The following is a 26,255-nucleotide window of genomic DNA, read 5'->3' as shown; positions in this document are numbered from 1 at the left end:
GTCATGTCGCTCCGGAGCCAATCCTCGAACCGACCATTTCCGCCAAGCCCGCGCCGGACTGGCGTCCGCGACCTTCGAGCCTGGCCGCGCACGGCCTGGCACACCCACCCAGCCGGCCAGACGCTGGTCGTCACCGCCGGCCTGGGCTGGGTTCAGGAACGCGGCGGGCAGAAGCGCGAGATCCGTCCCGGGGACGTGATCTGGATCCCGCCGGGCGTCGAGCACTGGCACGGCGCGACCACGACGAACGCCATGATCCACATCGCCATCCAGAAGGCGGTCGACGGCAAGGTCGTAAGCTGGCTCGAACGGGTCGAGTACGAGCACTATCGAGACTGACGGACCTTCACGACCGGCACCCTGCCGGGTTGACCTGCGCTCTCGATGCTCGGCGTCGGGCGCCTTGATGACCATCGGTCGGCGCAGACGAAGTCGACCTCACGTCGTTGGGGCCGGCGAAGGATAGGATCCCCGGAGCAGCCTATCCGATGCGTTCACGATGACTACCCGCTCGTTCCGGCATGTCGTCGTGAGCTGAGTTCAGCAGTCGCGGCGTATGAGGCTTCGGCGTCCCGGTCGCGGATCGCGCATTCGGTCCTGGGGAAGCCTCGATCGACCGCCGGCGCTAGGGTTGGACGCGATAGGGCAGGATCTGCCTGACGCGAAGGGCTTCGCCGGGGAAGAAGCGTTTCGGACCCACGAGGCCATGCCGCAGGATGATGACGTCGTAGGTGTGCCGGGTGACGACACCCGCGGCATCCCGGATCCACACGTCGTGGGCCTTGCCGTGGCAATCCCCGGGAATCCCGCCGCAGACGTGACCGTAGCCTACGACGCGCACGACGCGGGTTTCCGGCTTGCGGATACGTCCGCCCGCCACGTCGAGGAGAAGGAGCCCGAGGAAACGGTTCAGCGGGTAACACTGCGAGAACCACGGGTTGCCGTGTCCCACGTGGACTATCGGCTCCGGGTCGACCAGCATGAGCCGGACGGCACGGAGGACCGATGGCCAGGCCGCGGAACCCTTGAGGTGGGCGATGGCCCTGAGATGCGCGTCCTCCAGGCCCCTGAACACGGCGGCGTCGTGCCGCTCGGTCAGGTTCCACGACAGGGCGCGCCGGGCGATGTCCTCGGCCTCGCGGATCTCCTCCGTCACCGCCGCGAGCACGCCAGGATGCCCCCGCATGGCATCTAGGACGAGCGCGAAGGCCTGGGCCGCGCTCCTCCGCGTCAAGATCCGGATCAGGTCCTGCAGGGCACCGTCCCCACCACCCGAGATCAGGATGTTCGGCGGCGAGGCCAATCCGCAATTCCGATCCTGGAACTCGTCCTTCTCCCAGAAATCGAAGCCGCGATAATTGGTTCGGTAGGGCGCCGAGAGACCCTCACAGCTCTCCTGTCCCCAGCCGATGCAACTGATGACGGCACCGAATTTCTCGGGCGCCTGGACGGCCGTGTTCACGCACGATACCTCCACGAGGTCCGACGGCGTGGCGGACGGTGCGAGGACGTTCGAACTGAGCCGGACCGTCGTCCGGTAACGGATGTCGAGCCGTTTGCCGAGGGCGCGGCGCCAGGCCCGAAGCCGGATGTCCCAGTCGAGGGCGATCTCGTTGGCCTTCTTCGCCGTCCAGGGCAACGGCATGGCCTCGCCACCCCAGGGGAAACGCGCCTCGGGCCAGTGGGAGGCCGGCCAGTCATATAGCGTCGGCTCGACGTCCCTGGACGTGCACCGGCTCAGGCGGAAGCCAGGCGGTTCCTTGTCCGCCACGACGGTCCTGACGTCGAGGCTCGCCGCGCGGATGGCCGCCGTCAGCCCGGTGGAACCGGCTCCGATCACGAGCAGGTCGGGACCGCCCTTGCCGATGCGACCGTTCTCGATCAGGCGGTTCACGACGAGGCGCGCCCTGACCATCTGGTCACGGATGCTCGCGGGCGCGAACTCTCCGCCGATCTCGAACAGGTTGTCGCTGACGGCGTGCGCCGACAGCACCGGGTCCTTAGGCATCGGGGCGCTTAGGCGACCCTTGCCGTCTCGAACACCCTATGCCGCCATTCCTCGACGTCCGCCTCATCCAGGTCCGGGTTCCTGCCCGAGTATTGGCCATCGACCCGGTCGCAAAGCCTCATCTCGTCGGCCGTGATGCCGGGAAGGAGATGGTCGACGCCCGAGGGTTGGGCGATCAAGCCCCTGCAGGTGCCGACCCGTCCGGCCGCATCCTGCGCCCAGAACGTTTCCGGCACCGCGACGACATGAGCGTCCTGGTCGCAGATGAGGTCGATCTCCTCGGCTTTCGGCTTCGATATGGCCAGGACCACGGTGACGTCGTCGATGCCCTTCGTTGCGAGGAGTTCCCTCAGCCTGGCGACCTTGCGCGATGCGCCTTCAACCTTGGCCAGCGCCCCGACATAGGTCGGGCTCCGGTGCTCGATGACGGCGATGTCGTTCCAGACCGGGAGGAACCCGAACTCCTGTCCGAGGGCCGCCCACCCTGCATCCACACCGGATGGAACGGCATGGGCCACCGCAGGGGCCCTGGCAGCTCGGGGATCGAACCTGTTCTCCCTCCGAATCAGCATCGAAGCCGCGTCGGAACCGCCGGCATGGCGGACATTCCTCCAGAACTCCCGCTTAGCAGCCTTCTTGCCCTTCGGATTCCCGGATACGTGAGGTCCCAGGGCCCTAAACCGCGGGACGATGACGGGCTGCGATTTCTGTGGCTGCTTCGTCGAACTGGTCAGGTCGGCGTGCAGAGACGCAAGCCCGCTCGCACCGGCGCCGGCGCGGCGGGCAGCTTCGACAGGTTCGGCCAAGTCCCTGGTCTCGCTCATACCGTTAGTCCGACGCGAGGTTGGCCCCACGTCCCTTCTTGTCACGGGAAGAGAATAGGGCTTGTCAGCGTCGAGCGGTAGAGCCTTCCCAGCCTGCGCACCGGACTATCGGGCTACTCACTCGCGTGGTTCGAAGGGCTCATTCACCCCGGTACTGCGCGTCGGTGACGTGCTCCAGCCAGTCGACGACCTTGCCGTCGACCGCCTCCGACAGGGCGATGTGGCTCTTCCCGGCGGTGGGGAGGGCCCCGTGCCAGTGCTTCACCCTGGGCGGGATGTCCGGCAGGCTCAAGGCTACGAACGGGCTGAAGCCGATCAAGGGCGAGATGGAGTGGGTCTGACGAACTGGTGCCTGCCATCTGTGCAGGCTGGATGCCGGCCTGCTCAGGCTATCGGGCCGCGGGCCGGCAAACGGCAGGCAGGCACGACTGGATGGACGAGGCATCGGTCGACCGACGGTCGCCGGCGTGAACCCTCGAAAGGCGTCCCTTCGCATGAGCCCAGGAGTGAGGAGGTAGTGAGGCTCACAGGTTGCAGATGAGGCCTTGGTTTGACCCAGCAACTTAGAATACAGTCGGGTGGAAGGGCGCAGGACCGGGGATCTGACGGCTGCGAGTGGGGGCGCGACCTACGTGGCCAAGGCTATGCGAACCGCGCCGCGGTGGCTGCTCCTCTGCGGAATGACTGCCCTCGCGGGGAGCGGTTCCATCCCGTCGCCGGCTTCGGCACAGCAAGGTGGGCCAGTTGCGCCTGCGCGCGCCGTACAGGCCGACCTTCACGCACTCGGCTTCGATCCCGGCGTCATCGACGGTCGATGGGGTCGCCAGTCGCTTCAAGCCCTTCTCCGCTTTCAGCGAACGGAAGGCCTGCCTCCAAGCGGACGCGCCGACCCCGTGACCGTAGCCCGCTTGCGAGAGCGGAGGCAGGCCGTTGTTGCCCCGCCGGGTGGGATCGAGACGGCCGCCCCTTCCGTATCGGCACCCACTTGGCCGACCTCTAGCGCACCCCCGCCACCGGCCCTTCCGGCTCCTGTGGCGGCAACAGCCGACGATACGGCCCAGGGAGGGATCCAGTCCCCCACCACTCCCGGGGGCACCGCCGCAACTTCGGACCCGGCGCCGCAAGCGCCGCCCGTCACCGACTCTCCCCCCGAGCCGGCCGCCAATGCCGCGCCCGACCTTCCAAAAGTATTCGCGGACGCCAGCGAGGCCGAGGGGGAAGCGTCGGCCCATTCCGGTCCAGGCTGGTCGAATGCGATGCCGCGTTGGGCGCTTGGACTCCTGGCTGGCGGCCTCCTAGCGTTCTGGGGCATGCGTCGGCGTTCCCAGGCTGCGTCGGGAGAGGGCGGTGCCTCCGGGAACGACACCGACAAGACTTCGGAGCGGCCAAGCGGCGTTCAAGGCGGGCAGGTCCCGTCACCCGCGACCGTTCCGGGGCAACCCGACAAAACGGTCCACCAGCCACCGGCAAGCGCACCGCACGTTCCGGCAGCCCAGCCTGTCGGCCCATCCCCCGTCGTCCCGCCCAGCGTCCCGCCTGTAGCGTCCGTTCAAGTTGAAAGTGCACCCCCCGCCACCTCGCCGAGTACCACGCCCGAGCCCCGGGCGACATTCGGCACGAGGGGCTTGCCTCCTCAGTTTTCGGCGAGCGCGGAAGCGCCGCCCCCGCGTTCCGCGGGCCGCCCGGACCGCGAGCCGGCGACGCCAAAGCCGCCGGCGAAACCGTCGCCACACAGGGCTGCCGGTGACAAAGCATGGGTTCCCGCGGGCGCTAGGGCGACGGTCGCCGGCTTCGCGATCCCCGGCTTGGTCTACGTCGGCCGGATCCTGGCGCCCGCCGAAGGCTACGGCCGCAACGACAACTGCCTCGTCGATCCCGGCCTGACCGTCTCCAAGAGCAACGCCGATGCCGTCGGCCAGCACATGGACTACTGGCCAGCCTACGAGAGCATGCGACCGTCCTCGCGACGCGCGTTCCTCGAATGGCTGTCAGGCGACCGCTCCGGACCCGACACGTACATCGGCTACGTCTTCGTCTACCTTTACGGCTTGGAGCGGCGCGCAGTGCTGGAGCGGTCGGTCGAGGACCGCCCTGCCATCCGTGCCGAGGTGGAGCGCCTGCTCGCCGTGTATGGCCACCACGGCTCGTTCCGTCGCTACGCCGGCGACCTTCTCGCAGCCCTCGACATCCTCGACCTCGCGCCCGGGCAGGATCCACCGCCCGTCTTCTTCCCGAGCGGCGGGGACCTCCCACCCGCGATCCGCATCGGGATCGGGGCCCGGATCCAGGACGGGCGGCCGGTCGATGCGGATTGGCTGCTGGCATGGACGATGTCGCATCCCGAAACGCGGGTGCGGACCCCTGCACGTCGCGCCTTCGAGCATCTCAGGTCCGAGTTCACCTCTGAGTTCAGTCGCAGGAACCCGTCCGGAGGCCTTCCCCTGAAGGTCCGCAAGGGCGGAATCTCGCCCATCCGGTACCGCTCCGCGAGCGGAACCTTCAGCGCCGACCTGTGCCCGGCCGGCGCGGAGGGCTTGCCTGACTTGGCACGCTATCCAGAGGCGCTCGCCACCGGCCGCGAGTTGCTGGACCTGTGCACCGAGCGGTTAGACGCATATAGCCGGCACCTAGGGAGAGGGGGCGCCTCGGCCGGCGAGACCCTGCATGCCCTGGCGCTGCTGCCGCCGGGCCGGCGCGAGAGCGCGTCGCGCGAGGCCGTAGGCGACGGCCTCGCCTGGCTGGTGGCACGCGCGGCCGCGGGCGCACCCGTGCCCTTCCAGGAAGTGTGCGCGCGGGTGGGTGGGCAGCCCCAGGAGAAGGCCACGCCGGCAAGGCTCCGCGACCTCGCGGACACGCTCTGCCGCTTCGGGCTGGGGCTCATCCCCGACCCGCGCTTCCCCGTGCGCGCGCCCTCCTCGTCGGCCCTGCTGCTCTTCCCTCTGGACGCCCCGAGCGAGTCGGTCGGCCCGCCGTCGGACATCTACAAGGCGGCCTTCCTGACCTTGTCGGTAGGCATGCTGGTCGCGAAGGCCGACGGTGAGGTCACCGACGATGAGCGCTCCACCTTGAACGAATTGGTGGCAACAACGCCTGGCCTCGCCCCTGACGAGCGACGCCGCCTGGCTGCTGACGCATCCTGGCTCGAAGCCCATCCCGCCGAGCTGCCGTCGCTGCGCTCCCGACTTTCCGAGCTCGATATCGGGCAAAGGCAATCCATCGGCGACGCACTCGTGCGCGTTGCCTCCAGTGACGGCAGCCATCACCGGGCGGAAATCGCGCTCCTCGAAAAGGCGTTCAGGCAGATGGGCCTCGATCAAGACCGCCTCTACGCGGCGCTGCACCGGGCAGGTCCCGGCCCCGATGCGGCGCGGGTCGCCGCGGCTCCCGACGACTTGGTGCGCGTCGCGCTCGGAACGTACAGCGAGAGAACCTACGCCATCCCCGGTGCCCCGGCGCCCATCGCCGCGCCCCACCCCTCGGCGGCGGCCGCGCGACAGGCGGCAGTCACGGACACGTCGAGCGTCCAGGGCGGACGCACGGTAGCCGCCGAGGCGGCGGACCAGGTCGATGCCGAGCGCCTGGCGGCGATCAGAGCCGAGACGTTCGCGATCAGCGCTGTCCTCGCCGGCGTCTTCGATACCGAGCCGGAGGCGGCGAACGCCGGATCTACCGGGGCCGCACGAGCCGAGGAGGACGCAGCGGAGGCTGGTGGCCCCTTCGCCGGCCTCGACCCCCGCCACGCCCGCCTCCTGCGCGAGCTGATCGCGCGACCGGCCTGGCCACGGGCCGAGTTCGACCGCCTCGCGCGCGAGTTCGGCCTGATGCCGGGCGCCGCCATGGAAGACCTGAACGCGTGGGCCTACGACTGCTTCGACGACGTCCTCGTCGAGGAGGGCGATCCCGTCCACGTCAACCTGCACCTGCTCCCCGAGACCCTGTCGGAAGCCGCATGACCGCCCCCGGGACCAAGTCCGCGCCCCCCATCAAGCCCCGAGACCGGGACACCGTCATCAACGCCTTGCGGGCCGGCGTCGTCCCCCGCCTCGGCCTCCAGCACATCCAGGTCGGCCGGCGCCGGGAGATCGAAGCGCTCATCGCCGACGTCACGCGGGTGGCCGACGGGGGCGCCGCGATGCGTTTCGTCGTCGGGGAATATGGGGCTGGCAAGACCTTCTTCCTGTTCCTGGTGCGGCAGCTTGCGCTCGCCAAGAACCTCGTCGTCCTGCAGGCCGACCTAGCCCCGGACCGGCGCCTCCATGCGACCGGTGGACAGGCTCGCCTGCTCTACGCCGAACTCGTGCGCAACCTCGCGACCCGGACCGCGCCGGACGGGGGGGCGCTGCGCAACGTCCTGGAGCGCTTCGTCGCCCAGGCCATCGAGCATGCGGGCCGGGAAGGCCGCGGCACCGAGGCCTGGATACGCGCAAGGCTCGTCAACCTGCAGGAACAGGTTGGGGGGTACGATTTCGCGACCGTGGTGGCGGCCTACGCGGCCGCCCACGAGGACGGCGACGAAACGCGGCAGGCGAACGCCCTTCGCTGGCTGCGCGGCGAGTACACGGCGAAGACGGAAGCGCGGCAGGACCTCGGCGTGCGCAGCATCATCGATGATGCCAACGTCTACGACAGCCTGAAGCTGCTCGCCCGCTTCGTCCGCATGGCGGGCTACGGCGGGCTGTTCGTGTGCCTCGACGAGCTCGTGAACCTCTACAAGCTCCAGAGCGCCCAGGCCCGTAACCAGAATTACGAGCAGATCCTGCGCATTCTCAACGACGTCTTGCAGGGCACCGTCGAGGGCCTGGGATTCGTGCTCGGGGGCACGCCCGAGTTCATGCTCGACACAAGGCGGGGGCTCTACTCGTACGAGGCGCTCCAGTCCCGCCTCGCCGGGAACAGCTTCGCCACCGATGGGCTCGTCGATCTCTCGGGGCCCGTGGTGAGGCTCCAGAACCTGACCCCCGAGGAGATGCTCGTCCTGCTGGAGCGGCTGCGGACCGTGTTTGCGGGCGGCGATCCGATGCGCCACCTCGTGCCGGACGAGGCGCTGCACGCGTTCCTCGACCACTGTCGGGCGCGCGTCGGCGACGCATACTTCCGCACGCCCCGCAACACGGTAAAGGCCTTCGTCGATTTGCTCGCGGTTCTGGAGCAGAACCCCGGGACCGACTGGCGCGAGCGGCTCGGCGTCGTGACCGTGTCGGAGGACCGCGGCGGCGTCGACGAGTTGGCGGCCGCGGCCGACCCGGACGACGGCGAGCCCGTCCATCGTGACGACGAACTAGCGCGCCTTCAGTTGTGACCGGTCCCGCCGCGGCCCCGGTCCCGGCCCTTTCCGAGGACCGCGCCTCGCAGGCCTTCGAAAAGCTCGCCGAGCCGGTCCGCCGTTGGATCTGGCAGCAGGGCTGGTCGGAGCTACGGGACGTCCAGGAGCAGGCCGTGCCTGCCATCCTCGCTGGCGGCGACGTGATCCTCGCCGCGCGCACGGCCGCCGGCAAGACGGAGGCTGCGTTCCTGCCCCTCCTGTCACGGGTGCTGCCGACCCTGGACGGCGGTCGGCCCGGCTTCTCCGTGCTCTACATCAGCCCACTCAAGGCTCTCATCAACGACCAATTCCGACGCCTTGAAAGCCTGCTCGAAGCCTGCGACCTGCCGCTGCACCGTTGGCACGGCGATGTGTCCGCGGACGCCAAGCGCAAGGCCAGGGAGCGTCCGCAGGGCGTGGTGCTCATCACGCCCGAGTCCCTGGAGGCCACGCTTGTTCGCCGCGGGGGGGACGCGCCCCGCCTGTTCGGCGCCCTGGCCGCCATCGTCATCGACGAGCTCCACGCCTTCGTCGGGACCGAGCGCGGGCGCCAACTCCAGTCTGTGTTGTCGCGCATCGAGGCCGGCGCGGGCCGCGACCGGATCGACCGGATCGGGCTCTCGGCGACGCTGGGCGACATGGCGCTCGCCCGCGAGGCGCTGCGTCCCGGCGAGCCTGATCGCGTCAGGCTGGTCGAGAGCCGGGAAGGCGGCTCCGACCTGCTTCTGCAGGTTCGCGGCTATGAATGCCCCCAGCGCCGGGAGCCGTCACGGGACACGCCAGCGCTTCCCCCCGCCGGCCCCGGCGCCAGGGGCACCCTCCCCGTCCGCCCGGAGGACGGATCCCACCCGGCATCGGCCGAGGTCGGACCTATCGCCGAACACCTCTTCGAGGTGCTGCGGGGCCGACGCAACCTCCTGTTCGCCGGCTCGCGCCAGAACGTCGAGATCTACACCGACCGCCTCCGCTCGCTCTCGGAGGCGGCGCGCCTGCCCAACGAGTTCTTCCCCCATCACGGCAATCTGGCGCGGGCCGAGCGCGAGACGGTCGAGACGCGCCTGCGGGAGGACGGGCGGCCCACCACCGCAGTGGCGACCACCACGCTAGAGCTCGGCATCGACATCGGCGACGTCGAGAGCGTGGCCCAGATCGGGCCCGGCTGGTCGGTCTCGTCCCTCCGCCAACGCCTGGGACGCTCAGGCCGCCGCAAGGGGAAGCCGTCGATCCTCCGCATCTACGTGGCGGAGGACGTCTTCGCCCCCACGCTTCACCCGGCCGATCGGCTCAGGCTCGACCTCGCGCAGGCCGTCGCCATGGTCGAGCTTCTTTTAGACCGGTGGTGCGAGCCGCCGCGGGTGCAGGGTCTTCACCTCTCCACCCTGGTCCATCAGGTACTCGCGTTGATCGCCCAGACCGGGGGCCTGCGCCCGGACACGGCTTGGCAGGTGCTGTGCCGCCGGGGCCCGTTCCGGAACGTCGGTCGCGACCTGTTCGTCGAGGTGCTACGCGCCATCGCCCGACCGGAAGCGGCCCTTGTCGAGATGTCTCCGGACGGCCTGCTGATGCTGGGCCGGGCCGGCGAGCGCCTCGCGGCGGGCTACGACTTCTACGCCGTGTTCCAGGTGGACGAGGAGTACCGGGTGGTCGTCGCAGGCGGTAAGACCCTGGGCACCGTGCCGCTCGACACGACGCTCGCACGGGGACAGACCATCATCTTCAACGGCCGGAGATGGCGGGTCGAGAGCATCGACGCGCGCGCCAAGGTGCTCCTGGTAATCCCAACCGTGGCCGCGTTGCCGCCGCGGTTCGGCGGAGACGGGGCCTCCATCCACGACGAGGTCGTGGCGGCGATGCAGAGGTGCCTGGCCGGCACGCACGTGCCGGCGTTCCTCGACCCCGGCGCGCGCGCGCTGCTCGAACAGGGCAGGCAAGCCTTCCGTGCGGACGGCCTCGACCGGCGCTCCATCCTGCAGATCAAGCGCGACTGCGTGATCTTTCCTTGGGTCGGGAGCCTCAAGCTTGAGACGCTCGCGCTGGCGCTGCTGGCGCGCAACTTCCAGGCATCCCCCCTGTGGCACACCGTCGAGGTACGGGACTGCTCCGCCGACGACTTGCGCGCAGTCCTATCCGAGATGGCCGCATCGCCGCCGCCTGACAGCGAGGTGCTGGCGGTCCTCGCCGCCAAGCCAGCCCGGGAGAAGTACGACCCCTATCTCACGGACGCCTTACTCACAAAGGCTGCGACAGCTGAGCGTCTGGACGCGGCGTCGATACCGGCCGTCGCCCGCCGCATCCTCGGAACCTGTGCCTGACACTCAGAGCGGAAAAGTCTGAAGGAATGTCGTGCGATACCGGCCCGGAAACGGCGGAGCCAAGGCCACGCGATCCGGCACACGAACTCGGGGCGAACACACCTCATGACGAATAGGGTAAGCACACCTGACAGCGCGAGGAGCGTCAGGACCATCAGCGTGGAGTAGAGCGCTACCACCGATCACGCGATTGCCTCGGGTTCGGACGGTGTCGAAAGCCGCCATTACACCCGTCAAATCCCAGCCATCGAAACGCGACGTTCTACCCGATATCCACAGCCGACCAAGCTTGACCATACGGAGGTAAATCCGGAGACTTACCGCAACCTGAGATTAAGGTTGTCGGGTATGGTGTCTCGTCGAGCGGTCGTGGTCCAGGGCCGCTTGGCGACGGCGGATGCACGCCTGAGCGCCGCGCGGCGCGGGGAGCATGGCGTCCGCGTACTATCCATCGACGCCCTTGTGGCACGCTTGGCGGGGGGCTTCGCGCGGCCGGTCGACGAGGAGACGCTCAAGTCGACCCTGAAAGCGGTGCTTCCCGAGACGGAACTCGGCGAGCTTGATCCCATCAAGGCGCTGCCGGGGATGATCGACGCGGCGGCGGAAACGCTGCGCAAGGCATGGTCTGCAGGCTTCGACCTGCAGGCCGCTGCCAGCCGCGGCGACCGCGTCGCCTCCATTGCCCACCTGGAGCGGGCGGTGGTCGCAGCGCTGCCGCCGGGCATGCTGCGCCCCGGCGAGATGGCCGCGGCCGCCGCGGTGCGGATCGACCACGCGCCAGCCATCCTCGGGCCCGTCGAATTCATCGACCTCTCGGATTTGGCGCCGTGCTGGCGCCCCGTCGTCGTCGCGCTTGCCCAGCGCGTCGCGGTCACCTGGGCCTCGGGACCGCGGCCCGTCCCCGAATGGATCGCGGCGACCGCCATCCGGGTCGTTTCCAGCGAGCCAGAGGCCCCCGTCGTCGAGGTCTGCAGCGCTGCGACGCCCCGTCACGAGGTGCTGGAGGCGCTCCGTTGGGCCCGCGGACTGATGGCGTCCGGCCGCGCCCGGCCGTCCGAGATCGCCATCGCCGCCTGCCGCACTGAGGAGTACGACGACGTCGTGCTTGCGCTGCGGGCCGAGGCGCACCTCGACGTTCGCTTCGTCCACGGCGTCCCGTCCGCCTCCGTGCGCGAGGGACAGGCGGCGGCCGCGCTTGCGGACGTCCTGGTGAGGGGCCTCTCGCAGGACGGCATCCGGCGCCTCGCCGCGCTCCTGCGCCAAGGTCCCGGTCCGTTCGGGACGCTCCCGCCCGGATGGACAGCCATGCTCCCGCGAGAGGCGCCGCTGACCGACCTAGCGGCCTGGGAGCGCCTGCTCGCCGGCAAGGACGTCCTGACCCGCCCCGAGGGGCCAGCCGTCGCCAAGGACCTTCGCGCCATCCTGTCGCTCCTGGCACGGGGGACGTCGGCCGCCGCGGAGGCTGGCGAGACCCTGCTGCATGGACTTTCGCTGCGGATCTGGCGGAAGGCGCTCCTGGAAGGCTCGCCGGCGGTCGTCGACCTGACGCTGTCGCACCAGCGCATCGACGACGACGCCGACGCCGGGACCTCGGTCGTCTGGGCCCCGGCCTCGGCCCTGGCCTGCGCCCCCAGGCGGTTCGTCCGCTTGCTCGGGCTGAGCTCCCGCGGCTGGCCGCAGGTGGCCTCCGAGGACCGGCTGCTATCGGACCACCTAGTGCCATCCCGCATCCTCGAGCCGGTGCCGCGCTCGGTTTCCGATCGCGGCGACTTCGCCGCCATCCTGTCGACCAGCTCCGACGCGGTCGTTCTCTCGCGTCCGCGCCGCGGCGCCGACGGCCGCCTGCTCGGGAAGAGCCCGCTCCTGCGCGGGCACCCCGACGGGACGCACCTCGGCCGGAACCGGGTCCCCGAGCACGCCGTCGGCGAGATTGACCGCCTGATGGCGAGGCCGGAGGAGTTCCGGGGGACAGCCCAGGCCACGGCTGCCGCGAGTTGCTGGAGGGCCTGGGCTGGCGCCGGGCTCACGGCCCACGACGGACGGATACGCCCGAACCATCCCGTCGTGCTCTCGGTGCTCGGGCGCGTCCACTCGGCCCGGTCGCTGCGCAAGCTGCTGCGCGACCCGCTCGGCTTCGTCTGGCGTTACGGGCTCGGCCTGGAGACCGCGGACCCGAGCGAGGAGACCCTCACGCTCGACCCCAGGGCGTTCGGCAGCCTCATGCATGAGGTTCTCGAAGCCACCGTCGGCGCTCTGGAGACCGGGGGCGGCTTCGCGGCGGCGTCGGCGGACCGCCGGCGGGAGGCGCTGGCCGCCGCCGTGGCCTCGGTCGCCGCCGCGTGGGAGCGCGAGAGGCCGGTCCCCCCGGCGCTCGTCTGGCGGCGGACCCTGGACGAGGTGACTGGGATTTCGCTGGCCGCCCTGTCCCATCCGGATGCGGCCTACGCCGGGCAGACCACCTGGGTGGAGGTGCCGTTCGGCGGGCAGGCGCCGAAACGGGCCGGGGCCGCGGTGCCGTGGGACCACAGCTTGCCGGTCGAGATCCCGGGCACGGAATTTCGCATCTCCGGCTTCATTGACCGACTGGACTTGTCCGAGTGCCGCTCGGAGGCGCGCGTGCGCGACTACAAGACCGAGAAGCCGCGCAAGCCCACCGACGTGCTTGCCGGCGGACGCGAGCTGCAGCGGTGCTTGTACGGCTACGCCGCGCGAGTCCTTCTAGGCCCGGGCGTCTCCGTCGACGCCTCGCTTCACTACCCGAAGGAGGACATCTGCCTGACCCTCAACCAGCCTGACACGGCGCTCGGCGACCTCGCCCGCCACCTTGCGGCGGCTGGAGACAGCCTCAGGGCTGGCAACGCGCATCCCGGCCCTGACGCGGAGGATGCATACAACGACCTGTCGTTCGCGCTCCCGGCCAACGCCAGCGAGCTCTACTGCCCGCGCAAGCGGGACGCCGTAAGGGTCGTGCTCGGCGAGGCCGCCGGGATCTGGGAGGCCGCCTAATGACCGCGCACGACAGGACCCTAGCCGACGCCGCCCAGCGGGCCCTCGCCATCGCCGCGCACGAGCGGTCGATGATCGTGGAGGCCGGGGCCGGCTCCGGCAAGACGGCCCTGATGTCGGGCCGAATCGCCCTGATGCTCGCCTCCGGCGTCGCCCCCGGAGCAATCGCGGCCGTCAGCTTCACCGAACTCGCCGCGAGCGAACTTCTTGAGCGGGTCGGCGACGTCGTCGCCCACTTGCTCGCCGGCGAGGTCCCGGAGGAGTTGAGGCTCGCACTCCCGCACGGATTGTCGCCGCTCCAGGGTGCGAACCTGGCCGAGGCGGAGGCCCGGCTCGACGAGTTGGTCTGCACGACCATCCACGGCTTCTGCCAGCGCCTCGTGAAGCCTTACCCGGTCGAGGCCGACATCGATCCGGGGGCACGGGTGGCCGACGAGGCGGAAGCCGACGGCATCTTCCGCGACCTCCTCGACGAGTGGTTGCGGGAATGTCTCTCGGGCGGCGGCGGCCTTGTCGCCGAGATGGTGCTGGCGGACCCGGTCGCGGCGAAGGACGCGGTCGACCGGGTGGCGGAGTGCCTGCGCGAGGGGCGTACGGTCGGGACGCGTCCTGCGGAACCCTTGCCCCACTCGACGAAGGCCTTCCGCGGACGAGTTACCGCGTTCGCCGACTTCGTCCGCGCCTGCCCTGTAGCCGAGCAGGAGACCGCGTCGGCCCTGCTGGCGTTCCAGGCCATGGCCGAGCGCGTCCGCCACCTCGACGGCAACGACGACGCCACGGTCGTCTCTCTGCTAACGTCCGAGCCTGAGCCGAGCCTGTGCATCAAGGACGGCGGGTTTGCGAGCTATCGTGGCGGGAAGGGCAAGTGGGCGGCCGCCGCCAAGGCCGTCGGGATTCCTAAGGTCGAGGCGGATCTGTTCCACGAGGCGGCCAAGGCCCTGCACGGCGCCTGTTGCGACACGTGGGAGAGCATGCGGGCGAACGCCGCCAGTGAGCTCCTGGTCAGGTTGGTCGTGCAGGTCCGCGAGGTCCTCCGCCGCTACCAGGAGCGGAAGCGCGCGGGCGCCCTGCTCGACTTCGACGACCTGATCGCATCGGCGGCCACGCTCCTGCGGGACCACGAGGAGGTGCGGCAGGCGCTCGGCAGGCGGTACCGCCACGTCCTTGTCGATGAGTTCCAGGACACGGATCCGCTGCAAGCGGAGATCCTCTGGCTCCTGTGCGGTGAGTTGCCCGCCGACGCGGCCGGCGCGACCTGGACCGACCGCGTGCTGCGGCCCGGTGCGCTCTTCCTCGTCGGCGACCCGAAGCAGGCGATCTACCGCTTCCGGGGCGCAGACGTGTCGACCTACGTGCAGGCGCGCGACTGCATCCGCGCCAAGTCGCCGGATGACGTGATCTCCGTCTCGACGAACTTCCGGTCCTGCCGCTCGATCCTCGCCTTCGTGGACAACCGCTTCCGCGAGGTGCTGCAGGTGGAGGGGCAACCGGGCTACGTCGCCCTCGACCCGTTCCACGAGGACCACGACCGGGGTCCCTGCGTCGCCGCCCTCGACATCCCGGCGGCGGAGGGGGACGGGAAGCGCAGCGCCGACGCCCTTCGCGACGCCGAGGCGGAAGCCGTCGCGGACCTGTGCGCGCGCCTGATCGGCCAGCGTCTCGTGACCTGCAGCCGCAACGGGACCCGGATCCTCCAGGCCGGCGACATCGCGCTCCTCGCGCCGAGCGGCAGCGACCTGTGGCGCTACGAGGAAGCCCTGGAAGCCAGGGGCATCCCAGTGTCGACCCAGGCGGGGAAGGGGTTCTTCCGCAGGCAGGAGATCCAGGACCTGATCGCCCTGACGCGGGTCCTGGCCGACCCTCGCGACACCCTGGCCCTCGGGGCGCTCCTGCGCGGCCCGGCGGTGGGCCTCACCGACGAGGAACTGCTCGACCTGGTTGACGCCCTGCCGCGCGACCCCGAGCGACCCGACGCGCGGCAGAAGCTGCGACTCGGCCTTGATGTCGCGCACGTCGCCCACCCGGTCGCGCGGGAGGTCATCGGGCGCCTGCAGGTCCTGGCGAGGCAGGCGCTCGGCACGACGCCGCACGACATCTTGAGCCAGGCGGTGGACGCGATCCGGCTTCGGCCCGTCGTCCGGCAACGGCACGACGGCCACGCCGAGCGCGCGCTGGCGAACGTCGACCTCTTCCTGGAGATGTCGCGCCCCTACGCCGTGCGCGGCCTGCGCGCCTTCGCCAGGGCGATGAAGGCGGCCTGGGACGGGCGAACGCGCACGGTCGAGGGAAGGCCCGACGCCCAGGAGGCGGCGGTCTCCCTGTTCACGATGCACGCGTCCAAGGGCCTTGAGTGGCCCGTGGTTATTCCGATCAACACTTCGACCAGGACGAAGGCCGTGAGCGGAGCCCTCGTCGACCGACCGGCGAACTGCCTGTACTGCCCGGTCTTCGGGGTCCGCCCGGCCGGGTACGAGGATGCCTTGGACCGCGAACGCCGCGAGGTCGGCAACGAGCGGGTGCGGCTCTGGTACGTCGCGGCCACGCGGGCCCGCGAGACCCTCGTGCTGCCGCGCTTCCCCGAGCCGTCCGACCGGACCTCCTGGGCGTCGGTGATCGCTCTCGGCCTCGACGCCGTCCCCGCCATCGATCTGGAACGGCTTCCGCTCCGGCCGATGGCGGCCGTGACGGAGACGCTGAACGAACAGACGCGCGAGGTTTTCGCCTCGGAGGCGGCGACGGTCGCGCGCCATCGGCGGCTAACGTGGATCGTGCCGAGCCGGGACGACGCCCCGGTGCCGGGCTTCGAAGACGCCGGCTCCGAGCCGCTGCCCATTCCGACCGAAGCGGTACCGGCGCCTCCGCAAGGCGGCCGGGAGCGAGGCACGGTCATCCACAAGCTCTTGGAGGAAATCCTCACCGGGGAGCTTGATGAGCGTGACGGGCTGGAGGCCCGCGCACGTTTCCTCGCGGGGCACCTGCGTCCGTGCGGAGCGGACGGCCGGCCGGCCGCGCTCGATCCCGCCGATATTGCCGCCTGCGTCGCCAGGGCGCTCGCCCTCCCGCAGGTCGCAGGCATCCGCGAACGCCTCCGCGCGGAGGTGCCGGTCTACGCTTACGAGGCCCTCGACGAGGAGGAGCGGGCGACCTCGGGCGTGGCCGATGCACTGGCCTGCGACGAGCACGGACAGCCGGACGTGGTCGTTGACTGGAAGAGCGACGTCGCCCCGGAGGAGGGTGCGGTCCTGGGCTATCGCGCGCAGGTCGCGCGCTACCTCGCCGCGACCGGCGCGCGTATGGGCCTGATCGTGTTCGTAACCGACGGGACCGTCGTCTCCGTCACGCCGGCCTGAGGCAGGCGCCGCCCGCGGGAATCCTCGAGACACCGAGGGCCCGGTGAACCCCGTGAAGGTGCGCCTCGGCGTGCCGCGGGAGCTCGCCTCCTGTCACACCGCGCAGGTCGACGGCTACGCGATCGAAGGGCACGTGCCGGCCGGCGCGATCAAGCGACTGCTCGCCGAGAAGCCCCAGGGCATCGGGCTGGCCGTGCCAGGCATGCCAGCGGGCTCGCCCGGCATGGAGGTCGACGGCATGGAGCCGGCCACCTACGACGTGGTCCTGTTCGGGCCTGAAGGGCGGAGCACCTTCGCACGGTACCGGGGCGCGAACCCGGCGTGATCCTCGTGGCGCGCCGGATCGGCCTCGGCGGAGCCCGCCCCCCTCGAAACGAGGCAGGAGACCGGACGAATGACTTGATGGCCGGATCAAAGGCCCATGCAGCAGCCGCCTTGCCGGCACGGCGAGACGATGCTCGACTGTAGCCGTGATGCGGATTCGGATGGCGATGGAGGCGGACGGGACCACCCGGTGGCGAGGCGGTAAGCCCGCGGGCGTGAGGCGTCCCTCATGCGGGCCCGACATGTCCCGCCCGCTCAACCGCCCAGGATGCCGCGGCGTCCGATGACCGTCTTCACCCCGCCGGTTCGCGTACCTTCGAGCCCAGTCCCGATCCTAGGTCTGGCGCGCGACAGGGGCTATCCGCTCGACGTCAGGCTCGCGCTGGCCGCGGTCGTGGCCGGCGTCCGCGCGCGCCGCGGTGACGTAGTCGAGCCGTGACGAGCGATCCGCTCTGAACCGGTACCGCATCAGACGCGCAGCACCGGTTCGTCGTAATGCGCCGTCCGGATCACTCGGGATCGTAATAGCCGGATCGGTCGACCGCTCCGCCGGTATCGAGTTCAGGATCGGCGAAGGCCGTCCTGCCGGCTACCCGGTCGAAGGTCATGGTCGTTGAGAAATCGATCCTGTCTCCGACGTAGGTGCTGTCCGGGTCGTTCTCGCCGTCGAAAGTGCCCATCACGGTGACGATCCACGCGTCAGGGGTCGACTGGTAGCCGTATTCGTCGAGGTTGATCTCGTCGAAGTAGGCGTTCGTGCCTGCCATCTCCCCTCCGAGGGCATCCTCGATCTGGGAAGCTTCCTTCTGGACGTACCCGTTGATGTCGTCGTCGAGCTGGCGCGCCTGCCAGACCTGACCCGTGAAATGGCCGTTCGCGACGAGATAGGCGGACAGTTCGGTGGCGATGTCGTCGACGGACGGCAGGCTCGGCGGCAATCCGCGGAGAGCGGACAGACGCTGGTCCATGCCCTTAAGGTCGGGCACCAGGAACGCGGCCTGCTCCAGGTCGGTCAGTGGGTACTTGACCTCCTGGCTTAGCGCAGCCGCGCTGCCGTACCCGAAAAAGGCAGCGACGATCTCGTGTGCATGCCCGGACGCGAGCTTCTCGCCGGATCGGGCAAGATGTTGGGCGCGCAGGTGGTCCGCGCAGAGCTTGTTGAAGGACATGGCAAACCCGTCAGCCCGGCGTCTGATTGGTGGTCACAAGCGCTTCATGATCACCATGCGCCGGCTGAGTGGTTGCCGTTCAGGTGTCGATGCGTAATCGAACGCGCCGCCTTTTGGGTCGCTTGCAGCCCAGGCCATCGGCTCCGGACGCCAACGTAGTGCTGGCGCCGTTCGGCTGCAAGCGCCTCATGGTCAGGGCTTGGCGGCGAACGTCCCGTCCTTCAGGTCGATCACATACTCGCCCTTGATCGACCGGAAGGCGAGCTTCTCCGCCAGCATCGCGGCGTCCATCGGCTCGAAGTCGGCTGACTTGCGGACCACCGGCTCGGGCAGGGCGGCGAGGATCTCCGCCGCGGACAGCGCGTCCTTGCGCCAACTCTCGATCACCTGGGCCACGTAGCGCATCACCCCGTCCCAGAACTTCCGGGACGTGATCCCGTCCGCGACGAGGTGCTTCCACGACCAGCCCTCTTCGACAGGCGCCAGGTGTTCCTCCACGACCGGATCGTACCGCGAGGACTTGTGTCTCGACGCCGCCGCCGCCTTGGCTGGGCGAAGCGACGCGTACCGACCGTGCTCCAACTTTCGGACGTGGCGGGACTGCCCTGCCAGGTTGTCGAGGAGCAGGGTGGCCGTCTTCTCCGTCACCGGCTTACAGTTCGAATGGCGGACATCGCCGATCAGAGCGAGGATCTCGGCGGCCGTCAGCCCTTCCTTGCCGGACTTGCCGATGGCCGCGGCCGCCTTCTTGCCGATCCGGTCGGTCAGGCCCGACGGCGCCACTACGCGCTCGTCACGAGGAGGCGAGGCGTCGGTCCCGCCCCAGACCTCCTTCGACCGATCACGCGCCTCCTGAGACGCCTAGGGCGGCAGCATCGTACCAATCTCTTGCCCGGTCTCGCACAGGAGTCCGCGCAGCCGCCGCACCTCCTCGGTCAGACGGCCGGCCTCGGCCCAGGCGATCCCGGCCTCGACCTCGTAGACCCGCTCCAGTTCCGCCTGCTGCCTCAGGCGGGCCTCGACCACGGTCTCCGCTTCCTCGCGCGCCGCCGCCCAGAGTTTCGCGGCGAACTCCTCGATCACCGGCGCGAGCTTGCCCGGGATTTCTTTCGGTAACTCCTTCGGGCGGTAGTTCGCGTTCGCCTTCCAGACTGCCAGGATCGGGCCGATGTCCGAGTGCGAGCCGCCACGCGGGAGCTCGCCACGGACGTTGCACACGCTCACGCGCCTGTTGGTCCGCAGCAGCTTCGCGGCAACCAACTCGATCTCCTGCATCGTCGGCATCGCCGCGCCCCAACCTACGCCCGCGACGATCCTGGACGAAACGGGTTGCAGACCGGTTTCCGTCCCGGCAGCGCGGGAAGGCGGCCGGCTTGGCCGTAACGGTGGCGGGTATCGTTACGCGTGACCGTGACGCGAGGAGTCGCACATGTCCGCTTCCCCGCTATCGCGGATAGACCTGGAACGAGCGCCCGGCATCACGCGGGTCGAGAAGGACGATCTTGTCGAAGCTGCCTGGCTGGACCGTCGCCTGATCCAGGAACAAGGACTGCTCGAAATCGTCGAGCCCGTAGCCGATTTGATCCGGCAGAACGAGCCACCATTCCGGGTGCTTGGGCCGGTAGGCCGCTATCTTGCCCGTCTTCTCCGTCACGCAATGCGCTAGGTTGCTGCGGATCTCTTCGATCAGCCAGCCTCCCGACTGCTCGTCGCTCTGCCCGGCATGCCTGAAGAAGGTCGGCTTCGGGCCCGGTGCCCGGAAAACCTTGATCGAGAACTCGCCCTGCAAGTTGAGCGGCTTGTCGAAGGGCTGGGGATCGGCGCTCGCCATGAACGGCAGCAGGAGCGCGTCCAGCGCCGTCTTTAGCACCCTCCAAGGAGGAGCCGGTCGACTGAACCGGTGAAGGACGTACCAGCTCTGGCCCGATGCCGGAGCGGGTCCGAGACCGTGGAGATACGTCTCCATGCGCCGCCAGAGCGGGATCGCCGTTTCTTCGAGACCCCTAGTGCCGCGCCCGCCGCCATCGTCGTGGTTCTGGTTCAGCCGGCGCACTTCGACGGCGAAACGACCGTCGGCCAGGAAGTCGGGCGGGATATTGCCGTCCGGCTCATATAGGACATCCGAGAAACCCAAGCTCCTCAGGTAGGTATCGACCAGCTTCTCCGAGTCGTCCAACGGTGCCCCTCCTGATCCGGGCGGTGATGCGACATCGAAACGACCTGAGCCGCCCCAAGCTTGAGCGCTGCCGGGACTCGTATGTCGGAATCGTCGGAACGCGCCTCGCTAGCTCAGGCTGCGTCCCAGCGCGACAACTCTGATCGTCGACCTTAGGTCCAGGGCGAACTGAAAGGGACGGCTACACCGTCTGCCGAACGACGACGGCAGGCCTTCCGCGACCGGAGGCGCTCAGCAAGGGTGCTTGCAGTGACCGATGTGGTTTCCCCCAATGGGTACCGACACCCCGCTCAAGGTTTGATTTTGGGATCGAAGCCGAACCGGATGGAGGCTCGCCCGAGTTCTTCGAAGAAGCCGCGTTTCGTCGGTGACATCGGGTTGGGAAGCTCGACGACCCTCCATCGTCCCGGGGTGGTCACCTCGGGAACGTACAGGATGCGGAACTTCACGCTGCGGTCGGCCGAGGCCTCAAGCGCCGCTTGGACTTCGCTCGAACCGAGTTCGAATTCACCGGGGTCGACGGTCGAGGCCTTCACTTCATAGCGCCATCGAACGCCGTTTTCCTTGATGACCTCGAAGTCGTATCCCGATGCGTCCGTGCCTCGGTCACCTAGCAAGCTCACCGACCGGTTCGGCGAAACCCACGCCGCTTCCGCCTGCTCGACCGAAAGGCCGTGCCTCTGCCGTATCCAGAGGAACGCGCGCGTCTCGCCAAGCAACCCGATGGCGGCACGCTGGTCCTCCGACATCCGACGTTCGGCGACGACGAAGCTGCCTCTCCGCCCGCCCTCGCCACCGCCACCTCGCGAGGACTTCGATGGCGCCTTGCTGATCGGGTTGAGTGTGGCGGGACCACAGCGGGAAGGCCAATCCTGGTCGTCCTCGGCATCCTTGAGCGCGGCTGATACGAGCTTGGCGAGGTCCGCCTTGTTGCCCGCGTCATAGGGCTGGCCGCCGAACGAGACGGTTCGCCGCTCCGCATCTCGCTTCCGCTGTTGGTCGGCTCGCCAATTCCGCGCCGCCTCCACCGACGTCGCGTCGATGCCGAGGGTGCTCGGGTCCAGGCTGTCTGGCATGCCCGCAGGCCAGACTCCCGCCAACCTGAAAGCTAGCAGAAAGCCCGAACGCGTCAGGCGTTCGAAATCCAGAACTCCTGCCTCGTCCAGGTCACGGACGATGTCCACAATAGTCTTCTTCCAGGCGGCCGGCACGTCTCGGCCGTTGTGCTCGCACCAGGCGACCACGGATGGCATGGCGTCCCTCACCGCCTCACGGGCAACCTCCGCGTTGTGGGAATGAACGATGCTGAACGGTTCCAGCGTTTCCGGAAGATCGGGGCCGTGCGCAGCGTCCATTTCTGCCGAGGCAAGGTTCCACACGTAGGTCTCGCCGACGCCTTCGAGAGTGGTTTCCCACGAGGGATCGTAGGCGATGAACGACAGGGTGCGCGCCTGTGCGTATCCCGAGAGCGAACCTCCTTCGACGAACTGGGCGCGCTGGTGGCGCCTGAGACGCTCGATCACCCGGTCGCGGACGGCGCGTCGAGCGAACTCGAACTGGCCGCGCAGGTCGGCACGGCTGGTCAGCGGCTCCTGTCCGAGCGCCGCCAGGGCGGCGTTGAAATTCGACAACGAGATCGAAAATCGGCGGCGTAGCGCATCCCGATCCTCGCTACCGGTGCAGGCGGCGACAAACTCCTGCAACGCGCAGGGTAGCGGAACCTTCTGGCGGTGAAGCCATGACGGCAAGTCGAAGTCGTCGACCTGTTCCAACGCCAGCAACAGCGCCGCGCCGTACTCGACCCCGGCCACGCAGGCGATCACGGGTGCGACGAGGTCGCGGATCTGGTCAACGCTGCCGACGTTCGATCCGAACGCCTGCGCTATCCGTGCGGGATGCCACCTCAGGGCGGAAGCGAGAGCCTCGTTCGGCGGCCTTTCAAAGGGCGTGTGAGCGAACTCGCTCGCGACCGTGCCGAAGCATACTCGGAGCGCCCCGTCGGCGCGCCCGTCGACAAGACGTTCGAGGGCACGCGCGAGAGGCCGCAAGTCGTCCCACCCGAACTCCGGCCTGCCGACAACCATCAAGGTCGGGTGCTCGCGGTCGCGCAGGTGAACGAACCGCTCGGCGAGCGGAATTGGGTCTCCACCGTCCACGACGACGGCCAAACTGTCGCAGAAGTGCAGGCGCACCCTGGCAAGCGCGGCCCGGAACGCCGTCCGGGAGACCTGGAACGCAAACCCCCTTCCTTCCACGTCCAAAGCCAGCACCGCGAGATGCACCAACCAGCCACGCCCCCCGGCCGGCAGTCTCGGATCGGAAGCGCTGGGCACGAAGCGTTTCCCGTCCGCCTCCATCCACACGTCGACATCGGCGAGGGAAACGGCCGGTATGCCGGCGCGGGTCAGGATGGTGGCCACCGCCGCAGGTTGGGCGACGCCCTCCAGGATGCGAGCCCCGCGATCCTGCAGTATCCGTGCTTCCAACGATGCCATGTCCGACGTGACGTACAGGCGCGACTCGCCGGGGCCGACGGCTACGAACATGTCGCTCGCTTCGGCCACGATCTTGAGACCCGGAGGCGGCGAGGCCTTCGTCGCGACGACATCCTCCCATGCGACGGCGACCGCGGTGCGGATCGAAGGCTTCTCTTCGGAGGCGGGCTGGGCTTTCTGAACCGCTTGGGCGAGGACAGCGAGGCGGCGGAAGGCGGTGCCCGCGTCCGACCAGTCGCCAAGCCCGAGGCGTTTCAGGCGACCCCAGGCGGTCTCTTCGACCAACGCGGTGCGGACGTCCTCATGGGGCCGCGGCACCGAGCGCGGTATCTCGCGTCCGCGCGACCGTCGCCACCAGACGGAGCGAGGAGGAACGAAGCCGATGCCCGAGCCTTCGACGCACGGCAACCAAGCCGCCCGTTTCAGGAACGACAACGCCGGCGTCGGAAGCTCGTGATGGTCGCCTCTGCTTTCGTGATGGACCGCCACCTTCAGCGTGAAGGGATCGAGACGACGCAGTAGCCCCAGCACAAGCATCGCGTACTCCGAGCGACCTTCCTCGGAGAGTTTGCCGTGTTCCGCCTGACATGGAAGGTGACAGAATCCGAGCCCGTGCGCTGCCCGGGAGACGTACATCGACTGCGAATACCTGAACTCGGTCTTCGCAACGTCCTCGACCCAGTGCGGGTCCGCCGCACCGGGCTTCCTCGTTCCGGCGAGATATTGTCTCCAGAAGAGATGGACGTAGCCGGCGACGGGCGCCGCCGGGATAGGCTGAAGCCCGTCCTTCACTCCGCAGGCTTCGAGGAACTTGGCCCAGGCATCTCGCGACCCCTCTTTGCCGTCCCCGCCCTTCAACCCCCAACCGGGGTGCACCAGCATGCGGTCGCGAAGCCTCTTCGCGTCGTCGGAGACTTCGACCAATTCCGCGACGACCGCTTCGAGCCGGCGCCCGTCTTCGGACCACGCTCCCGACATGAGGGCGTCTTCGGCCTCGATCCAGCGACCGGATCCGACAGGGACGCGAAGGCGCGCCTCGCGAAGCGCCGGCTCGCACTCCTTTCCCATTACGGACCATACGTCGAAGGCCCAGGCTAGGATATCGCCGAGCGTCTCCGGCTTGGGGTTCGCGGCGACGATGCGTCGATGGTCCGCAAGGATCTTGACCGGGTCCATCTCGCTGACGAGGCCGGCCTTTAGCAGGGCCGTCCTGGTCTCGGACGTCAACGTGATCCTGGGGTCGAGGTACGGGACGCGGCGGCTGAGGGAGCGCGGCGGCATCCTCACCTCGCGCGACCTCCCGCGGCCTCCACGGTCCATGAGGTAGACGGGGTGCGCCTCGTCGGTTTGCGCCGGGAGGAGATGGGGCGGGGAACCCGAAGGCCCACCAAAGAGGATCGACTTTCCGGCGACGGCGTCGAGATCGAGTTCGAGGTCGTCGAACGAACCGACGACAGCGTCCAGGAACTTGTCCCAGCCTTTCCAGGGGTCACGGCCGCGAGCCCGTTCGTTGGCCACGGCCTCGATCCATTCCGCCATCTCGGACGCGTTCGGGGCCATGTTTGCCGGCAACGAAAGCGCCGGGCGCGCCTCCGTCAGCCTGGCCAATCGAATGTCGCCGATCCTGGGATCGAGAAGCGGCGCGCCAGCGACTTCGGCGAGAACTGGCGCCTTCAGGGCGGTACGAGCCGCCCCCCACCACCGGGCGCGACGGAAGCTGGTCCAGCCTCCTCCCGCGACAGGCAGGATCTCGTCGTTCACGGGCGGCCGGCCACCGTTGGCCTTCACGACATGACGCATGTGAGACGCGCGCCACGCCACGAGGTCGACGACTGCCCGTGGTTCGATCCCGTGAGCCACGGCCGCACCGCCCGCGAGATGTCGGGCGGCAGCAAGGGCGGCTCCCGCACAAGCCTCCAGGAGGAAGGCATTCAAGGGTACGCTCTCGACGAAGTCCTTGCGGTTGAGCGAGGCGAGGAAAGGGGCGTCGAGGTGGCCGAAGATCGGCGCCTCGACGGAACTCCCGAGAGGAAGATAGCAGTAGACCCGACCGGCGCGAGGCCGCGGGGCCTTGAGAGGCACGGCGACGGAAACGACCGTCGGGGCGTCAGAGCCGAGCCACTCCTCCAACCTGTTGTCGTCCTTGAGGCTGCTCCTCACCGCAGTCTCGAAGGCCGCCGTCTCGACACGACGCCGGACGACCAGGAAGTCCGTGCCGTTGATTCTGGTCTTCTCCACGGAGGTCGGGACGGCGCCGGGAAGGTCGAAGAGGTGGCTCGATTGTCGCGTGATCCGCGTGACAGACGGGTTCGAGCCTTCCACCTGCGTTTCGACGACGAGGCTGCCGATGCGATCCAGGAACAGGGTAGGCGGAGTTTCGGCGTCGCGCAGCTCGGAGATTTGAGCTTCCACGTCCGACACGGCCTCCGCGTCGGGTAGCTCGATGCGCACGAGGGTGGCGTACCCTTGTCTCGCGAATTCACGGATCTCGTCCGATTGCCTCCCGACCGGAAGGGAGAGCATGGACCGAGGCACGTCACGAAGCAGCGACCGAACTTGATCGGGGCTGCCCCCTGCGTCCTGGAACAGGGCCGTGGCCTGGGCGTCGTCGGCGAAACGAAAACAGAACCCGTTGAAAATCTCGCGAGGCCGACCGTCGCCTATGCAGGAGTACACCTCCGGCACGGACGTCAACGACATGACGCTCCGAAAGCCCAGCCCCTTGTTCCCTATGCCTTCGCCGTACGATTTCGTGCTCTGGGCCGGCAGGCGAACGGCCGACACGTTCTCCCAAGAGAAACCGCGGCCGCGGTTGGCGACCAGGAGCGTGCCGGAGCCGGCATGGGTTCTACTCAAGACGATCCGTATCTCGTCCGCACCCTCGCCCCCGAGCGCGTCGTGGGCGTTCTGGATCATCTCGAAGACCGCCCGGTTACGGTAATCCGCCGCGATGTGACGGATCGTACCAGTCAGGCTGGCGAAGATCTCGGGCAGGTGCAGGGCATCGCGGGCAGCCTTGCGGCATGCCTCGTCCAAACGACGCGCCGGCTCAGATTGGCCGCCCGCAAAATCCTCGCGGATGAGCTCGTCAAGCACGTCGGCTCACCCGGCAGGGCGCTGGCATGATCGAAGAGGAGACCGCCACAGACACATGCTTCGAATCCGCCGCCGGGACACCAGACCTGAAGCGCCAGGCTAGGCCATTAGGACGCAAATTGACGTCTCGATCCGCAAAAAGACGACTGGCAAGGTTAATGGCCCTCGCTATCCTCTTCGTCACGCATGACAC

At 69.0% G+C, this 26,255-nt stretch carries 13 protein-coding genes and 2 pseudogenes; 7 read left to right on the top strand and 8 right to left on the bottom strand.

The genetic code is table 11. The features are described from left to right. The first annotated feature begins 3 nt into the window (after positions 1–3). Positions 4–339 carry a cupin domain-containing protein gene (locus ACLBYB_RS22585; RefSeq protein ID WP_376770389.1) on the top strand — a complete coding sequence of 112 codons (336 nt, stop codon included), beginning with the start codon at positions 4–6 and terminating at the stop codon, positions 337–339. Positions 340–625: 286 nt separating this feature from the next. Here the strand turns inward: ACLBYB_RS22585 and ACLBYB_RS22580 are convergent, their stop codons facing one another. The 3 genes and pseudogenes from ACLBYB_RS22580 to ACLBYB_RS22570 form a co-directional block, all read right to left on the bottom strand. Further along, on the bottom strand, positions 626–2,008 hold the full coding sequence (locus ACLBYB_RS22580; protein WP_447700120.1) for an FAD-binding protein: 1,383 nt from the start codon (positions 2,006–2,008) through the stop codon (positions 626–628). Between the two features lie 8 nt (positions 2,009–2,016). Beyond that, positions 2,017–2,832, bottom strand: a complete 816-nt coding sequence (locus tag ACLBYB_RS22575; protein WP_447700119.1) for a hypothetical protein — start codon at positions 2,830–2,832, stop codon at positions 2,017–2,019. Positions 2,833–2,971: 139 nt separating this feature from the next. Then, positions 2,972–3,106, bottom strand: a pseudogene (locus ACLBYB_RS22570) ((R)-mandelonitrile lyase); the annotation flags it as partial. 370 nt (positions 3,107–3,476) lie between these two features. Here ACLBYB_RS22570 and ACLBYB_RS22565 point away from each other — a divergent pair. The 6 genes and pseudogenes from ACLBYB_RS22565 to ACLBYB_RS22540 all read left to right on the top strand — a co-directional run. Then, the gene (locus ACLBYB_RS22565) at positions 3,477–6,785 is read left to right on the top strand and encodes a TerB N-terminal domain-containing protein (RefSeq protein ID WP_447700139.1); all 3,309 of its coding nucleotides are present in this window, start codon (positions 3,477–3,479) and stop codon (positions 6,783–6,785) included. After that, a complete protein-coding gene (locus tag ACLBYB_RS22560) occupies positions 6,782–8,131 on the top strand; it encodes an ATP-binding protein (protein WP_447700118.1) in 1,350 nt (449 codons plus the stop codon). Before ACLBYB_RS22565 ends, ACLBYB_RS22560 begins: the two co-directional genes overlap by 4 nt. Further along, complete coding sequence (locus ACLBYB_RS22555) at positions 8,128–10,446, top strand: DEAD/DEAH box helicase (protein ID WP_447700117.1); 2,319 nt, start codon at positions 8,128–8,130, stop codon at positions 10,444–10,446. The genes ACLBYB_RS22560 and ACLBYB_RS22555 overlap by 4 nt, the downstream gene beginning before the upstream one ends. Before the next feature lie 348 nt (positions 10,447–10,794). Further along, positions 10,795–13,452 (top strand): PD-(D/E)XK nuclease family protein, encoded by a 2,658-nt coding sequence (locus ACLBYB_RS22550; RefSeq protein WP_447700116.1) that lies wholly within the window; start codon positions 10,795–10,797, stop codon positions 13,450–13,452. Beyond that, positions 13,452–16,802: a UvrD-helicase domain-containing protein gene (locus tag ACLBYB_RS22545; protein ID WP_447700115.1), complete on the top strand. Its 3,351-nt coding sequence runs from the start codon at positions 13,452–13,454 to the stop codon at positions 16,800–16,802. Before ACLBYB_RS22550 ends, ACLBYB_RS22545 begins: the two co-directional genes overlap by 1 nt. Before the next feature lie 31 nt (positions 16,803–16,833). Next, positions 16,834–17,127 (top strand): annotated as a pseudogene (locus tag ACLBYB_RS22540) (DUF411 domain-containing protein); the annotation flags it as partial. A 508-nt stretch (positions 17,128–17,635) separates the two neighbouring features. On the opposite strand, the gene ACLBYB_RS22535 reads toward ACLBYB_RS22540, so the two are convergent. The 5 genes from ACLBYB_RS22535 to ACLBYB_RS22515 form a co-directional block, all read right to left on the bottom strand. Continuing rightward, the gene (locus ACLBYB_RS22535) at positions 17,636–18,295 is read right to left on the bottom strand and encodes a hypothetical protein (RefSeq protein ID WP_447700114.1); all 660 of its coding nucleotides are present in this window, start codon (positions 18,293–18,295) and stop codon (positions 17,636–17,638) included. Between the two features lie 192 nt (positions 18,296–18,487). Next, positions 18,488–19,078: a hypothetical protein gene (locus ACLBYB_RS22530; RefSeq protein ID WP_447700113.1), complete on the bottom strand. Its 591-nt coding sequence runs from the start codon at positions 19,076–19,078 to the stop codon at positions 18,488–18,490. Positions 19,079–19,156: 78 nt separating this feature from the next. Beyond that, positions 19,157–19,570 (bottom strand): DNA-binding protein, encoded by a 414-nt coding sequence (locus ACLBYB_RS22525; protein WP_447700112.1) that lies wholly within the window; start codon positions 19,568–19,570, stop codon positions 19,157–19,159. Between the two features lie 169 nt (positions 19,571–19,739). Continuing rightward, positions 19,740–20,471 (bottom strand): hypothetical protein, encoded by a 732-nt coding sequence (locus tag ACLBYB_RS22520; protein WP_447700111.1) that lies wholly within the window; start codon positions 20,469–20,471, stop codon positions 19,740–19,742. A gap of 290 nt (positions 20,472–20,761) precedes the next feature. Next, entirely contained in the window at positions 20,762–26,062 is a 5,301-nt protein-coding gene (locus ACLBYB_RS22515) for a sacsin N-terminal ATP-binding-like domain-containing protein (protein WP_447700110.1), read from the bottom strand. Positions 26,063–26,255 lie beyond the last annotated feature (193 nt).

This window comes from Methylobacterium sp. D54C (assembly GCF_053345595.1).
This window is presented reverse-complemented; position numbering and strand designations above follow the sequence as displayed.